A 14,889-nucleotide genomic window follows, 5' to 3' on the forward strand; every position below is an offset into this window, starting at 1 on the left:
ACCTCACATGGCCTTTACCCAGGACGACGTCGTCCGGATTGAGCGTGCCCTGGCCAAGGGCGAGCACATCGTGCGGTTTGCGGACCGCACTGTGGAATACCGCTCGGTGCAAGAGCTCATCGAGGCACGCGATCGCATACTCAATGAGCTCTCGAAAGTAGGCAGGCGGCGTGCCCGGATCGTGCGCTTGTTTCATGCCGGCAAGGGGTGGTGAGCATGTCCAAGTCCTACCCCTGGTTGGCGCAGCGCGGCTTTCTGCTGCCGCAGCGTTTGACCCGCGTGCAAGCCAGCTATGACAGCGCCGGCAACGGTCGTCGCCTGGGCGGCTGGAAGGCGCCCGATGGCGGGCCAAGTTCGGCGTCGCTCGGCGGTCTGCAGCATTTGCGTAACCGATCGCGCGCCGCCACGCGCAACGACCCCTATGCCTTCTCGGCCATAGACCGGCTGGTGTCGAACACCATCGGTACCGGGATCACCCCCAAACCCCGCCATCCTGACGATGGTGTGCGGCGCCAGTTGCAGGCGTTATGGGAAGACTGGTGCGACGAAGCCGATGCCGACGGTCGCACCGATCTCTATGGGCTGCAGGCCCTGGTTTGCCGGGCGGTGTACGAGTCGGGCGAGTGCTTCATTCGCCTGCGGCCCCGGCGGCTTGAGGATGCCATGGCGGTGCCCCTGCAGTTGCAGGTGCTTGAGCCTGAGTTCGTGCCGCACGACAAGCATGAGCAAGGCCGTGGCGGCAATGTCATCCGCGCCGGCATTGAATACAACGCAATCGGGCAGCGGGTCGCCTACTGGATGTACCGCGCCCATCCCGGCGACGGCCCGAGTCCTGCATTGGGGTTCAACGACCTGGTGCGCGTCCCGGCCGAGCAGGTGTTGCACATCTATGAGCCGCTGCGTGCCGGTCAGCTGCGTGGTGTCCCCGTTCTGGCGCCGGTCTTGGCGCGACTGAAGTCGCTCGACGACTTTGATGACGCGGTGCTGTTTCGGCAGGAGGTGGCCAACCTGTTTGCCGGCTTCATTCGCAAACCTGCCCCCGAGGACCCGCCGGTCGATCCGGTGACGGGCGCCCCCATCCAGACCGATGCCGATGGTTTCACCCCAATGGTGGGGCTGGAGCCCGGCACCCTGCAGGAACTGCTCCCCGGCGAAGAGGTGGATTTCTCCAACCCACCCGACGCCGGCAACACCTACCCGGACTTCATGCGTCAGCAGTTGCTGGCCACCGCTGCCGGGGCAGGTTTGCCCTTCGAGTTGCTGACCGGTGACCTGCGCAATGTGAACGACCGGGTGATCCGCGTGGTGTTGAACGAGTTTCGGCGGCGCATCGAGCAGCGCCAGTTTGGCGTTTTCGTCCACCAGATGTGCCGGCCTGTGCGTGCTGCCTGGCTGGACATGGCAGTGCTGGCCGGAGCCATCGCGCTGCCTGACTACCCTCGACAACGGCGCGCGTATCTGCGCACCCGCTGGGTGCCGCAAGGTTGGTCCTACCTGCACCCGGTGCAGGACGTGCAGGCCCGGCGCATGGAAGTGCGCGCCGGTTTCACCTCGCGCTCGGAAGTCGCGCTGCGCCAAGGCTACGACGCTGAACTCATCGACGCAGAAAACGCGGCCGACATCGCCCGCGCTGATGCATTGGGCCTGGCCTATGACTCGGATGCGCGCGCCAACCCGGCAGCGCCCACACCAACCATTTCCAATCTTGAGGAGCAGGCATGAGCCACCTTCCCCAGGCTGCGCCAACGCGCAGCTGGTACCGCATTCAAGCCAAAACTGATGCCGATCAACCGAAATCCATCGAAGTGCTGATCTATGACGAGATCGGGCTGTGGGGCATCAGCGCCGCCCGATTCATCGACGAGCTCAAGGCGATGGACGATGGGCAGGTCGCGATCACGGTCGCCATCAACAGTCCGGGCGGTGATGTGTTCGATGGGTTTGCCATTCACAACGCGCTGCTGCGTCTGGGTGCGCGCTGCACCGTGCGCATCGACGGCCTGGCCGCATCGGCTGCCAGTGTCATCGCCTGTGGCGGGCATCAGGTGGTGATGGCGGCCAACGCCATGCTGATGATCCACAACCCATGGACCTTCACCTACGGCAGTGCCCACGACCTGCGCAAAACCGCTGACATGATGGACAAGGCGCGCGACGGCATCCTGGCGGCCTACCGGCGCAAGGCTCCCGCCATCGAAGACGCCACGCTCATTCAGATGCTCGACGAAGAAACCTGGTTGAGTGCCGATGAGGCCTTGGCGCTGGGCTTGGTGGACGTCATTGGTGAGGCCGTGGCACTGCAGGCCTGCCGAGGCACGACCAATGTGCTGGCGCGCTTCAAGCATCCCCCCGAAGCCTTGCTGGCAGCCAGTGCTGAGTTGATTCCCGAAGAACCAGCCCAGGCGCCCGAGCTCCAGCTAGACCCGACCCGGCTCGCACGCAACGCTGCGCGTCTCTCTCAAGCCTGCCTGGCCTGCGGGTTGGCTGAATTCACCGAGGAGTTGCTGATGAACACCACCCTTTCCGATGACGGCGCGGTGTCCGCACAGATTGAGCGTCTGCAAGCGATTCGCACGCTGTGTGCCAGCGCCCGTTTGCCGGAGCTGGCGGCCGACTACGCACGCTCCGGTCTCAGTGTGGAGGCCGTGCGTGCGCGGCTGTTTGATCGGTTGCTGGCCGCGCAAGGCACTGCGATCGACAACAAGGAGCCGCCTATCACTCCTGAAGCCCAGGCGGCGCCCAGCCCGAACACGAGCGCCATCTACGCCGCGCGCAAGAAAAAGCCCAGCCGCCCGGCAGCCGTCAAAACGGCCACGCCCCAAGCGCCCACCTCCCAAGCACCCACCCCTTAATCGTCACCTGGAGCACACGCCATGAACATCCAAACCGAGGCCGTCCACACGGCTGAATTTCTTCTCTCCGAGGGCAACCGCGAGATCTCGCGCGAAGCCATCACGGTCGCTGCCGGTGACGCGCTGCCTGCCGGGCAGGTCCTGGGCATCCAGACCGCCTCGGGCCATTACGCCGCCTACAGCCCGGCCGCCACCGACGGCACTGAGGTGGCAGTGGGCATCTTGCATGCCGCACTGCCGACCTCGGCAGACGTACGTAACGGCGTGGCTTTCGTGCGCCTGGCTGAAGTCGCCGCAGCGCGTCTGACGGGTCTGGATGCCGCCGCGATTGCCGACCTCAAAACCCGTCACCTCATCGTGCGCTAACCCACGTGCCTAACCCTTTGCGGAGACTTCCATGCCCCTGACTCTCGACATCTTCAACGACGACGCCTTCGGTGTCGCTTCACTCACCGCCGCCATCAACAACCCGCCCGAAGGCCAATATGTGCCCACTCTGCTCGACAGCCTCTTTGAGGAAGAAGGGATCACCACGACCTCGGTCATGATCGAGCGCGATGGGGATGCTCTGGCCCTGGTGCCAGCCAGCGAGCGCGGTGCACCGGGTGACGTCACCGTGGGATCGAAGCGCGACATGATCCCGTTCTCGACCCTGCACCTGGCCACCACGGGGGCCATCAAAGCGGACGAAGTCCAGGGGGTGCGCGCCTTTGGTTCTGAGTCGCAAACCCAGACGGTGCAGAACCTGGTCACCCAGCGCCTGCTCAAAATGCGTCAGCGTCTGGAAGCGACCCTGCGCTACCACCGCTTCGGCGCGGTCACCGGCAAGATCTACGATGCGGACGGTTCGCGCGTGCTGCTCGACTTGCACCAGCGCTTTGGTATCACCGCGCAATCGGTGGCCATGACACTGGGCACCGAGACCACCGACTTGCAACAAAAGATTCGCGATGCCAAGCGCAAGAGCGAGGATGTGATCGGCGACTCGGGCGTGATCACCGGTTGGCTGGGCATTTGCGGTCGCGGTTTCTACGACGCCTTTGTCGGCCACGCCACCGTCAAGCAGGCCTACGACCGCTGGAACGATGGGCAATTCCTGCGGGACGATCTGCGCAAGGGCTTCACCTTCGGCGAGGTGACCTGGAAGGAGTTCTACGGCAAGGTCGGCAGCATCAGCTTCATCGGCGAAAACGATGCCTATCTGATCCCGGTCGGTGTCTCGGAACTCTTCATCACCCGATATGCGCCGGCCGATTACATGGAGACGGTCAACACCATCGGCCTGCCGCTCTATGCCAAGCAGGAGCTGATGCGCATGAACAAGGGCGTGGCGCTCGAAGCGCAGTCCAACCCGCTGAACCTGTGCACCAAGCCGCGTGCGGTCATCAAGCTCAACAAGTGAGTCGGCGGACATGCACGACTTCCGTGCCCTTGGCAATGAACTCGATGCCAGCGTATTCGACGCCTTGGCCGATCAGGCCGATATCGCTGGTCGTCCGGTGCGTGGCATGTTCTCTTCCCCATGGCTCGCCCCTCAGGTGGGGCGATTGGATACCGGCCTGATTGAGCCGCAGCTCATCGTGCGCGATCTCGATGCGGTTGATGTGGCCCGGGGCACGACCTTGAGCTTTGATGGCCAGACGTTCGAGGTCGTCGGGATCGAGCCGGACGGCACCGGCGTCACGGCTCTGATCCTGAGGCCCATGGCATGAGTACCACCCTCAAAGTCGATATCGATGTGGGGCAGGTGCTGGCATTGACCCAGGGTCTGACCGCCAGCGCGAGCCAGGCGGCCTGGCGTCGCACCCTGCGCAAGACCGGGCAGTGGGTCAAAAGCCAGACCGCGAAGGCGGTGAGCGCTGAGACCCGTATCCCGCAAAAGCTGCTGCGCCAGCGCTTGTATTTCTTTCTGCGCTCGCGCGACAGCGGCAAGGTCTGGCTGGGGCTGAACGCCATCGAAGCCCACCGCCTGGGCAAGCCACGCCAGACACGCACCGGCATCTCGGTGGGGCGCCATCGGTTTGATCAGGCGTGGCAGATGCGCAAGCGCTCGCCAGACGGACCACTTTATCGCCGCACCACGCAGGCGCGTCGCCCCTATGAGGTGGTCAAGGTGGACTGGGCCGGCCCTGGTGAGGCGGCATTTCGACAAGCGGCCGAGCGCGCCGAAGAACGCCTGCTGACGGTGCTGCGCCAGGAAGTGAACTACGAAATTCACAAGGCGCTGGCCAAGGCACGCTGAGGATGCAAACCCCATGATTGATTCACTTGCCCAATTGCACACCGCAATCGTCAGCGGCCTGCGTTCCAAAGTGGACGGGGTGCCCACGGTTGAGGCTTATCCGGTCTTGCAGCGCCGCATCGGCCTGCCTGCCGTGCTGGTGGAGCTCGCCGAGATGGAGCCGGGCGATGATCCGGGCAACGGCGCCACGGCACTGATTGGCCGGTTTCAGGCCCGGGCGATTGTTGACCCCAATGCGGCCCAGGCCGATTTGCAGGTGCGTGAATTGGCGGCGCGGGTTGCCGTGGCGCTGACCCATGAGACCTGGGGCCTGCCGATCACCATGGCGAGTCTGGTTCAGATCGGGGATGACGCTTTCAAGCCCGAACTCGATGGGTACCTGGTCTGGGTGGTCGAATGGACCCATGAGTTTCATCTGGGCGAAGCCGTCTGGCCTTACGCCGATGAGAGTGGTCTGGCCATCTGGGTGGGCTTCACGCCAAACATCCAGCCTCCTGAGACCTATGAACCTTTGACGGAGGCGCCATGAGCGATGCTTACGCGATTGGCGAACACGATCGCATGATCGCCGCCATGTTGCAGGCCGGCACCATCGAGGTCGTCGATCACAGTGCCGCCCGGGCACGGGTGCGCATCGGCAACTGGGTGTCGGCCTACCTGCCGTGGCATGTGCCGGCTGCCGGTGCAGTGCGGATCTGGCGCGCGCCCTCGGTCGGTGAGCAGTGCTTGCTCATTTCACCCTCGGGCATGCCGGAGGCCGGGTTTATCCTGCCGGGCTTTTACACCACCACGCACGGCCAGGCCGATAACCGGGACCATGTGACGGTGATCCGCATGCCGGATGGCGCACAGATGCTCTACGACTGGCAGGCAGGTGCATTGCTGGTTGAGGGCACCCAGAGCGTGACTGTGAAAAACGCCGCCACCGTGCTGATCAACAGTGCTGGCCCGGTGACGGTCAAGGCCCCCAGCGTCACGCTGGATGCGCCCGAGACCACGGTCACTGGCAATCTGACGATTGGCGGTGCGCTGGCCCAGGGAGGCTCGGGTGGCGGCAATGCCACCTTCGGTGGGCAGGTTCATGCACAAGGCGATGTCACTGCCGGTGGCATCAGCCTGCAGGGCCATACCCACACCGAACAAGGCGACGGCGCGCCAACCAGCGTTGCCCGCTGATCCTTCATTCACCCCAAAAGCAAGCCCGTCCCCGTTCGCGCTGGACGGGCTTGTGCTTTGGGGTTGTGTTTTTTTAAGGAGCCCCACATGGCCAAGATCGACACCAAGCCCACGCCCACACTCACACCCACCCCGGATGAGAAAAGTCCTTCAACAGCGACGTACCGCGACCTCGCGTTCAAGAGCCGCACCCTGGTGCTGGCCGATGGCCGCAGCTTTGCCGTGGCGCAAGGACGCATCCAGACCGGCGACACCGCCCTGATCGCCTTTCTGGAAAAACACCCGGAATTCCAGCGCGAGCCTGGTCCGGCCGCCGGAGTGTGAACCATGGCCCTGATTGGCATGAGCCGTGACAGTGGCCAGGCGCTTTCTGGCATTGCCCACCTCAAACAGTCCATCCGCGACATCCTGAGCACGCCTTTGGGCAGCCGACGCATGCGCCCGGAGTACGGCAGCGAGATTCCCCGCTATGTGGACCTGCCGATCAACAAGGGCTGGATCTCGGGGGTGCAGGCCGAGGCCGCACGCGCCATCGGCCGGTGGGAGCCACGCATTCGCTTGTCTGCGGTGCGCATCACCGGCGTGGTCGATGGAAGGATTGATTTTGTGATTGAAGGACAGTACGAGGCCGCGCCTTTGCTGCTGGAGGTGGCGCTGTGATCGACTTGTCGCAACTGCCCGCACCCGAAGTCGTCGAGCCACTGGATTTCGAGGGCATCTATCAGGACCTGTTGGCGACCTTCCGGGCGCTGATGGGCGATGGGTGGACTGCTCCGCTGGAGTCCGATCCGGTCGTGAAATTGCTCGAGCTTTGTGCGTACCGCGAGGTGCAGCTGCGTGCGCGTATCAACGATACCGCCCGCTCGGTACTGCTGGCCTATGCCGTGGGTGCGGATCTGGAACAACTGGCGGCCAATGTGAACGTCTCGCGTTTGCTGGTCAGCCCGGGTGACCCAGAGGCCTCGCCACCCGTCGATCCCGTCTATGAGAACGACGCCAGCCTGCGTGCCCGGGTGCAGCGGGCCTTCGAAGGTCTGTCAGTAGCCGGTCCCCGTGCAGCCTACGTCTTTCACGCGCTGTCGGCTGATGGGCGCGTGGCCGATGCTTCGGCCGAGAGCCCGGCGCCCGCCGAGGTGGTGGTTACGGTGCTCTCACGAGAAGGCGATGGCAGTGCGTCTGCCGATCTACTGGACGTTGTGGATGACGCCTTGTCGAGCGAGGAGGTTCGGCCTGTGGCCGATCGTCTCACCGTGCAAGGCGCCCAGATCGTGCCTTACCAGGTCACAGCCACCCTGTGGCTTTATCCCGGGCCGGAGGTCGAGCCCATCCTGGCTGCGGCATTGGCGCAACTGGAAACCTATGTCGGCACGCAGCGCCGGCTTGGTCGCGATATCCGGCGCTCGGCGCTCTTTGCCGCCTTGCATGTGGAGGGTGTGCAGCGGGTGGAACTGCTGCAGCCGTCTGCTGATGTGGTGTTGACGAGCAGCCAGGCTGCGCACTGCACAGCGATTGATGTGTCTGCCGGAGGCTTTGATGAGTAGCGCCTTGCTGCCAGCCAATAGCACGCCATTGGAGCGTCATCTGGCGGATGCGACCCACCGATCGATGCCGGTGCCCATCGCTGATCTGTGGCGACCCCAGTCGTGTCCGACTCACTTGCTGCCGTATCTCGCCTGGGCACGCTCGGTGGATCGTTGGGACCCGGCCTGGTCGGGAGCGGCCAAGCGCGGCGTCATTGCTTCCGCTTTTTACGTACATCAGCACAAGGGCACCATCGGCGCGCTGCGCCGGGTGGTCGAGCCTCTGGGCTACCTGATCGAAGTCGTTGAGTGGTGGGAGCGGGTCCCTGTCGGTCCGGCCGGCACCTTCAGCCTGAAGGTCGGCGTACTCGACACCGGCATCAGCGATGCGATGTACCAGGAGCTTGAACGGCTGATCGATGACGCCAAGCCGCTCAGCCGACACCTGATTGGTCTGGCGATCAGTCTTGAAGCCCGGGGTATTTGCCCCGTTCACGTGGCGGCCTATGAGGGCGACGAGATGGTTATCTACCCCTACACGCCGGAAGTGGTCGAGGTCGCTGGGCTGGTGTGCATCCAAGGCGCCGACCACACGATCGATCACCTGAATATCTATCCCTGGAGCGCATCGCTATGAGTCAAACCTACTTTGCCATCCTGACCGCGATTGGCGAGGCCAAGCTGGCCAATGCCACGGCGCTGGGCACGACGCTGCAACTGACCCAGATGGGGGTCGGTGATGGCAACGGCAGCACGCCACTGCCCAACCGCAGCCAGACCGCCCTGGTTCGAGAGAACCGCCGCGCACCCTTAAATCGTCTCTTTGTTGATCCTGCCAATGCCAGCCAGATCATCGCCGAGCAGGTCATTCCCGAGGAGATCGGAGGCTGGTGGATTCGCGAGATCGGCCTGTACGACACCGATGGCAACCTGTGCGTGGTGGCCAACTGCCCGGATACCTACAAGCCTGTGCTGGCGGAAGGCTCGGGGCGCACGCAGGTGATCCGTGTGGTGCTGATCGTGAGCAACACGGCGGCTGTTCAACTGAAGATCGATCCGGCGATCGTGCTGGCCACGCGCGGCTATGTGGATGACGAGTTCGACAAGCACCTGGCCCACCTTGACCCACACCCGCAATACATGAGCGCTCCGGAAGTGGCCAGCGCCATCTCTGGCAAGGCGGACAAAGCGACGACATTGGCGGGGTACGGCATCACCGATGGCGCCACCATCGCTGCCGCTGTTCAAGCCGCGCCTGCGGGAGCAGTGGCTTTCTTTGGCATGCAAGTTGTCCCAAACGGGTGGCTCAAAGCAAACGGGGCGGAGGTTAGCCGCGTTACGTACGCAGCGCTATTTGCAGCAATCGGGACAAGCTTTGGTGCCGGCAATGGCAGCACCACGTTTCGCCTGCCGGATCTGCGGGGTGAGTTCCTGCGGGCGTGGGACGACGCGCGCGGCGTTGACGTGGGTCGAACATTCGGTGCCTGGCAGGGCGATTCGTTCAAGAGCCACGACCACGTGATCAATTCAGCCGATGTGTTCAACACCGCAGCGTTTGTCATCAACGATAACGGGGGTGACAACATCGTGAGTTCTGACAACGCGCCAGCGATGTACGCCACCTATCACCCTAATCGCTACTACACCGGCGTGGCGGGCGGTGCCGAAACCCGACCCCGCAACACCGCCTTGCTCGCCTGCATCAAATACTGAGGTCACCCATGACAACCCTTTATCACTACCACCCCGAAACAGGCGAGCTGATCGGCCAAAGTGCTGCGGACCGATCTCCTTTGGAGCCGGATATCTGGCTGATTCCGGCATATGCCACCGATCTGCCACCTCCCAAACCAAAAGCACGACAGGTAGCGGTCTTCCGAGAGAACCGGTGGCAGCTCGCTCCCGATTGGCGCTCGGCGGCGCTGTGGTCCACCGAAGACGGCACTGCCGTCTCGATCGCGGATATTGGTGTCACCCCCGCCGATGTTCACGCCACCGAAACGCCACGTCCCAGCGCGGCCCACCGATGGCAAAACGGTCAATGGCAGGAGGATGCAGATTTGCGCTTGGCATTGCTTGATGCTTTGAAGATCGAGCTGTGCCAGCAGATCGATAGCCTTGCCGATCAGGTGAGGCGCGAGTTGGCCGGTGACCCCTTGCGGGTCGCTGAATACGACCGGGCTGCGCAGGAGGCCAGCACGTATCAAACCGCAGGCTACACCGGCACGGTCCCGCCAGCGGTTCTGTCGTGGGCCGAAGCCAAGGGCTGGGCCGCGCAGGCTGCTGCCGACGACATCTTGCGTGCTGCAGGCCGTTGGAATTCCGCCCTTTACCAGTTGCGCGACCAGCGTCTCAAAACCAAAGAGGCCATTCGCAGTGCGCTTGATGAGGCGAGCGCCAATGCGATCGCGGCGGCTGGGCTTGACGCCTTGCGTGCTGTGCCCCTGATGGCAGACACGTTGCCGCCGTAACTTACCCCACGCTTGATCCCTGCCATCCCCGTCCATGCCATCCGGCCCACCCCAGCGGTGGGCTTTTTACTTTCTGGAGAACACGATGCCCACTTCCTTCTTCCACGGGGTGACCGTCACCCTGATCGACACCGGTCCGCGACCGATCGCCATTCCGTCCTCGTCGATCATCGGTCTGGTCGATACCTATACGCCTGCCGAGGGGTTGGCCGAGCCCAACAGGCCCATCTTGCTGACTTCTTATCGCGAGGCGGTAAAGCAGTTCGGTGCGGGCAGCGCCCTGGCCAAGTCGGCACGCGGCATCTATGCCCAGTCATCGGCGGTGGTGGTCGCCATCGGGGTGCCGCTGGTCGCCGATGCCGCTGCGCTCACCAGCGCCATCATCGGTGGCGTGACGGTCGATGGCCAGCGCACGGGTATGCAGGCACTGCTCGACGGCAAGTCCGTGCATAACGCGCAACCCCGTCTGATCGTCTGCCCGGGGCAATCGGCCACCCAGGCGGTGGCCAGTGCCATGGATGGCTTGGCGGCAAAGCTCAAGGCAATCGCCATCGTCGATGGCCCCAATACCGACGACGAGGCAGCCATTGCCTACTTCAGCAATTTCGGGAGCAAGCGGATCTTTGCGGTCGACCCATGGCTCAAGGTCTGGGACCCCGAGTCCGGCGCGGCCAGCACGGTGCCGGTGTCCCCGTATGCCGCAGGTCTCTTTGCCAGGACCGATCGGGAGTACGGCTTCTGGGCCTCTCCATCGAACAAGGAGTTCGTTGAGGTCATTGGGACCGCCCGCCCGATCGAGTTTCTCGATGGGGATGAGACCTGCCGCGCCAACCTGCTCAACGCTGCCAACATCACCACGGTCATCCGTGATGGCGGCTACCGCCTGTGGGGTAACCGCACGCGCTCGGCCGATGCCAAGTGGGCATTCGTGACCCGGGTGCGCACCGTGGACATCGTCATGGATGCGATCCTCTATGGCCACAAATGGGCGGTGGACCGATCGATCACCAAGACCTACGTCAAGGACGTGACCGAAGGCCTGCAGGCCTTCATGCGCGATCTGAAAGCGCAGGGCGCCATCATCAATTTCGAGGTCTACCCCGACCCCGAGCTCAATACCGCGAGCCAGCTTGAGCAAGGCCGCGTGTACTGGAACATCCGCTTCACCGACGTGCCTCCCGCAGAAAACCCCACCTTCCGGGTCGAGGTCACGAACCAGTGGATTACCGAAGTTCTCGACATTTAAGGAGCCGCCACCGTGATCCCGCAAACCCTCTACAACCTCAACCTCTTCATCGACGGCGTGAACTTTGCCGGCATCGCCACCCAGGTCACCCCGCCCAAACTCAAGATCAAGGCCGAAGACTACCGGGGTGGCGGTATGGACGCCCCAATCAAGATGGATCTGGGCCTCGAAGCGCTGGAGGCCAATTTCTCGCTCTCGGGCATGTCGGTCGAAGCCCTGCGCTTCTTCGGCCTGGCCGACCAGAGTGCCTTCAACGGTGTCTTCCGGGGCGCTTTCCGAACCCACAAGGGCGAGGTGCAGTCGTGCGTCGTGACGCTGCGCGGCATGCTGACCGAGGTCGACATGGGCGACTGGAAGCCTTCAGAAAAGGCCGAAACTAAATTCAGTCTGGCCTGCAGCTACTACAAGCTCGAGCTCGATGGCCTGCTCATCTACGAGATCGACCCGATCGCCTCGGTGCGCGTCGTCGACGGGCGCGACCAGCTGGCCGACATCCGTGCCGCCCTTGGCCTGTAACCCACATCCCATCTATCTGAGGAGAACGCCCCATGGACCAACTGACCGTCAAGCTGCAGCACCCGACCGAATTCGACGGCATCCGTCGCGACACCCTGACCCTGCGCACACCACTCGTGCGCGACATGCGTCTGGCTTCCCGGCAAGCGCCATCGGACGCTGAAGAGCGCGAACTGATCCTGTTCGGAATTCTGGCCGGGGTGGCACCCAAGGACCTGGAGGGCATGCGCTTTACCGACTACAAGCGGCTGCAAGACAGCTACTTTTGCCTGGTGTCCGCTCGCCCGGATGACGCCACCCCTGTTGGGGCTGCTGATGAAGCGCCTGGCGCGGGAGCTGCACTTTCCGCCGTCTGAGATTGATGCCCTGGAGCTTGGGGATGCCCTGTGGTGGCTGGAGGACTGAATGAAACGTGATATAGCACTGGGCATCGTCATTGGTGGCGCGGTGGATGCCTCGCTGGGCCGGGCGCTTTCTGATACCCAGTCGCGCATCACGCGTCTGAAGCAGACCGCCGAGCAACAACGCCTGTGGCAGCGCACGATTGGGGAGACACAGCGCCTGCAGGGCGAGTTTCGTAAGCTGCACCTGAGTGGCGATGCCGCTGCGGAGGGCATCCGCAAGAAGATCGAGAGCAATCTGACCGTTTTGCGTCAGGCGGGCATTGAAGCGGACAACCTGGACCGTGCCTATCAACGGCTTGGCCGCACGGCGCGGGGGTTAGAACTGCAGGCTAGCGGGCGTGAACGCATCGGTCAGGGAGTGGCCCAGGGGCGTGAAGCGGTGGGCGATGCCCTGAAGCTGACCGCCACGGTGGCGGTGCCAGCTACGATCTCGGCCAACTACCAGGCTATCGTGCGCGACATGGCGATCAAGGCCGGCATTGCGGGTACCGCACGTGAAGCGCAGATTGGTGAACAGATCGCCCAGAGCGCCCTGGCCAGTGGCATGGGACGCAATGAGCTGGCGCAAGCCATCAATCAGCTCGTGGGTGGCGGCATGGATCTGGAGCGTGCCACCACCTTTGCTCCTTTGCTCGCGAAATTCGCCGTGGGCCAGGGTTCTGGCAGTGTCGACACCGCCCGCATGATCGGCGCGCTGGAGCAAAACGCCAGGATCAGCGACCCGGCCCAGATGCAACAAGCGCTCGAGGCGATCGCCTACCTGGGCAAGGAGGGGTCGTTCGAATCCTCCGACATGGCACGCTGGTTTCCGGAGTTGTTGGCCGAGATGCAGAAGATCGGCATCACCGGCCAGGATTCGGTCAATCAGTTGGGCGCCATGCTGCAGGTGCAGATGAAGGTCTCCGGCTCGCCCGATCAGGCCGCCAACAACCTCAAAAACTGGTTCTCCAAGATCGGTTCTCCCGAGACCCAGCGACGCTACGCCGATGCCGGTATCGATTACACAGCCATGATGCAGGAGGCCATCGGCAAGGGCTGGAGCACGATGGAGTCCTCCTTTGTGCTGGCCCGGGCCTACATCGAGCAGGTCGATCCCCAGCGTGCCCAGCAAGTCTCCGTGGCGGCGCAACGCATCGGTGAGGCACGTGATCCGGCCAAGCAACAAGCCATGCTGCAAGCCTTCGAAGCCACCATGAAAACCGGCGACCTCTTCGCCGACATGCAAGTCAAGGCGGCGCTGACCGCTTACATGCAAAACGCCGATCTGTACCAACGCCTCAAGCAAAATGCCGCACAGGCCAGCGGTGAGATTGAGCAAGACCTGATCGCCCGGCGGGAAACTTCCAAGCAGATCTGGGCCGAGGCCGGTCAGGCGTGGGACGAAGCCTTGCGCCGGATTGGCGACGCCTTGCGTCCCGTGACCGACACCGTGGGTCAGGCTGTCGGTTCTGTCGGCAGAGCCTTGGCCACGCTGGTCGAGCAGGCACCGATGGTGGTGGCGGGTCTGGCCACCGTGGCCGGCGGACTGGTGGCGCTCAAGGGTGCCAAAGCCGCCTGGAATATCGGGCGCGGCGCATGGGATCTCGCGCGCGGCACGCTCATGTCCGGCCGGATCGGGACAGGCAAAGGCCTGCCGGGCAAGCTCGGTAGTCTGGCCAGTGTGCTCTCTGGCGGTGCGGCCAGTGCCGGTGCCCAGCCGGTGTTCGTCACCAACTGGCCTGGTGGTGGCGGAGGGCTTATGGATCTGCTCGGTCAGTCTGGTCGAGTTAGGCCAGGCACCGCCACGACCGCTGGCAGGGCAGCCGGGGGCATCGCAGCTTCTGCAAACAATCTGGGGCGCTTTACGCGTGTGGGCAACTGGCTGGGCAAGGCCGGTGGCCGATTGGGTGGTGCCATGGGCGGTGCGCTGGCCATTGGCACAGCCGCCTATCAGGTTTACGACACCAGCAAAAACGCCACCACCCGCCAGGAGAAAGCCCAGGGCTACGGCGGCGCGGCCGGCACGCTCGCTGGTGGTTTAGCGGGTGCCAAACTGGGGGCAGCGGTGGGCGCACTCGGCGGCCCGATCGGTATCGCCATCGGTGGCCTCTTGGGTGGTGCCATAGGCAGTTTCGCCGGCGACAAGCTGGGCGGCTGGCTTGGCAAATCGCTGGTCGCGCCCACAACGCCCCAGCCGTCACCGACTTTGGCTGCCACGCCAACCTCGGCAGCTGTATCTCCGCCAACGTCTGCAGCAAATACCCCAGCTCCAATTGTCAGGCCAGCCACTACGCCAGCGGTAAAGGCGCCGCCCGTACCGCAACAGCTGAGTTTCTCGCCCACGCTGCAAATCACCGTCAAAGGCGACGTCAAGGACCCGAGGCAACTGGCCAATGAGCTGCTGCCGCACCTCAAAACCCTGTTTGAACAATTTCAGCAAAAGGCCCAGCGTGCCGCCTGGTACGACGGTGCCCATGTGTGAG

At 63.7% G+C, this 14,889-nt stretch carries 19 protein-coding genes; all 19 read left to right on the forward strand.

Annotated elements, in window-relative coordinates:
• Positions 1 to 7: 7 nt before the first annotated feature.
• The 19 genes from OGY19_RS20050 to OGY19_RS20140 all read left to right on the forward strand — a co-directional run bounded on the left by OGY19_RS20050 (position 8) and on the right by OGY19_RS20140 (position 14,888).
• Positions 8 to 214 (forward strand): phage head-tail joining protein, encoded by a 207-nt coding sequence (locus OGY19_RS20050; RefSeq protein ID WP_153429468.1) that lies wholly within the window; start codon positions 8 to 10, stop codon positions 212 to 214.
• Between the two features lie 2 nt (positions 215 to 216).
• Positions 217 to 1,722 (forward strand): phage portal protein, encoded by a 1,506-nt coding sequence (locus tag OGY19_RS20055; RefSeq protein ID WP_153429470.1) that lies wholly within the window; start codon positions 217 to 219, stop codon positions 1,720 to 1,722.
• Positions 1,719 to 2,852, forward strand: a complete 1,134-nt coding sequence (locus tag OGY19_RS20060) for a head maturation protease, ClpP-related (RefSeq protein WP_153429472.1) — start codon at positions 1,719 to 1,721, stop codon at positions 2,850 to 2,852. The genes OGY19_RS20055 and OGY19_RS20060 overlap by 4 nt, the downstream gene beginning before the upstream one ends.
• Before the next feature lie 21 nt (positions 2,853 to 2,873).
• Entirely contained in the window at positions 2,874 to 3,218 is a 345-nt protein-coding gene (locus tag OGY19_RS20065) for a head decoration protein (protein WP_153429474.1), read from the forward strand.
• A 31-nt stretch (positions 3,219 to 3,249) separates the two neighbouring features.
• Positions 3,250 to 4,254: a major capsid protein gene (locus OGY19_RS20070; RefSeq protein WP_153429476.1), complete on the forward strand. Its 1,005-nt coding sequence runs from the start codon at positions 3,250 to 3,252 to the stop codon at positions 4,252 to 4,254.
• A 10-nt stretch (positions 4,255 to 4,264) separates the two neighbouring features.
• The gene (locus OGY19_RS20075) at positions 4,265 to 4,564 is read left to right on the forward strand and encodes a head-tail joining protein (protein ID WP_153429478.1); all 300 of its coding nucleotides are present in this window, start codon (positions 4,265 to 4,267) and stop codon (positions 4,562 to 4,564) included.
• Positions 4,561 to 5,094 carry a phage tail protein gene (locus OGY19_RS20080; protein ID WP_153429480.1) on the forward strand — a complete coding sequence of 178 codons (534 nt, stop codon included), beginning with the start codon at positions 4,561 to 4,563 and terminating at the stop codon, positions 5,092 to 5,094. The genes OGY19_RS20075 and OGY19_RS20080 overlap by 4 nt, the downstream gene beginning before the upstream one ends.
• A 13-nt stretch (positions 5,095 to 5,107) precedes the next feature.
• On the forward strand, positions 5,108 to 5,623 hold the full coding sequence (locus OGY19_RS20085) for a hypothetical protein (protein ID WP_153429482.1): 516 nt from the start codon (positions 5,108 to 5,110) through the stop codon (positions 5,621 to 5,623).
• Positions 5,620 to 6,270, forward strand: coding sequence for a phage baseplate assembly protein V (locus OGY19_RS20090; RefSeq protein ID WP_153429484.1), 651 nt, complete (start codon positions 5,620 to 5,622; stop codon positions 6,268 to 6,270). The genes OGY19_RS20085 and OGY19_RS20090 overlap by 4 nt, the downstream gene beginning before the upstream one ends.
• Before the next feature lie 87 nt (positions 6,271 to 6,357).
• Positions 6,358 to 6,594, forward strand: a complete 237-nt coding sequence (locus tag OGY19_RS20095) for a hypothetical protein (protein ID WP_153429486.1) — start codon at positions 6,358 to 6,360, stop codon at positions 6,592 to 6,594.
• Between the two features lie 3 nt (positions 6,595 to 6,597).
• Positions 6,598 to 6,930 (forward strand): GPW/gp25 family protein, encoded by a 333-nt coding sequence (locus OGY19_RS20100; RefSeq protein ID WP_286597093.1) that lies wholly within the window; start codon positions 6,598 to 6,600, stop codon positions 6,928 to 6,930.
• On the forward strand, positions 6,927 to 7,811 hold the full coding sequence (locus OGY19_RS20105) for a baseplate assembly protein (protein ID WP_286597094.1): 885 nt from the start codon (positions 6,927 to 6,929) through the stop codon (positions 7,809 to 7,811). Before OGY19_RS20100 ends, OGY19_RS20105 begins: the two co-directional genes overlap by 4 nt.
• Complete coding sequence (locus OGY19_RS20110) at positions 7,804 to 8,427, forward strand: phage tail protein I (RefSeq protein ID WP_153429488.1); 624 nt, start codon at positions 7,804 to 7,806, stop codon at positions 8,425 to 8,427. The genes OGY19_RS20105 and OGY19_RS20110 overlap by 8 nt, the downstream gene beginning before the upstream one ends.
• Positions 8,424 to 9,503: a phage tail-collar fiber domain-containing protein gene (locus tag OGY19_RS20115; RefSeq protein ID WP_286597096.1), complete on the forward strand. Its 1,080-nt coding sequence runs from the start codon at positions 8,424 to 8,426 to the stop codon at positions 9,501 to 9,503. Before OGY19_RS20110 ends, OGY19_RS20115 begins: the two co-directional genes overlap by 4 nt.
• Before the next feature lie 8 nt (positions 9,504 to 9,511).
• On the forward strand, positions 9,512 to 10,261 hold the full coding sequence (locus OGY19_RS20120; protein ID WP_286597098.1) for a hypothetical protein: 750 nt from the start codon (positions 9,512 to 9,514) through the stop codon (positions 10,259 to 10,261).
• A gap of 85 nt (positions 10,262 to 10,346) precedes the next feature.
• Positions 10,347 to 11,507, forward strand: coding sequence for a phage tail sheath subtilisin-like domain-containing protein (locus OGY19_RS20125; protein WP_286597099.1), 1,161 nt, complete (start codon positions 10,347 to 10,349; stop codon positions 11,505 to 11,507).
• Between the two features lie 12 nt (positions 11,508 to 11,519).
• Entirely contained in the window at positions 11,520 to 12,023 is a 504-nt protein-coding gene (locus OGY19_RS20130; protein WP_286597101.1) for a phage major tail tube protein, read from the forward strand.
• Positions 12,024 to 12,055: 32 nt separating this feature from the next.
• Positions 12,056 to 12,379, forward strand: coding sequence for a phage tail assembly protein (locus OGY19_RS20135; RefSeq protein ID WP_286597102.1), 324 nt, complete (start codon positions 12,056 to 12,058; stop codon positions 12,377 to 12,379).
• A gap of 49 nt (positions 12,380 to 12,428) precedes the next feature.
• Complete coding sequence (locus tag OGY19_RS20140; protein WP_286597104.1) at positions 12,429 to 14,888, forward strand: phage tail tape measure protein; 2,460 nt, start codon at positions 12,429 to 12,431, stop codon at positions 14,886 to 14,888.
• The last annotated feature ends 1 nt before the right edge of the window (position 14,889 follow it).

The sequence above is a fragment of the Citrobacter sp. Cy070 genome, from assembly GCF_030332245.1.
Taxonomy (GTDB): Bacteria; Pseudomonadota; Gammaproteobacteria; order Enterobacterales; family Enterobacteriaceae; genus Citrobacter; species Citrobacter youngae.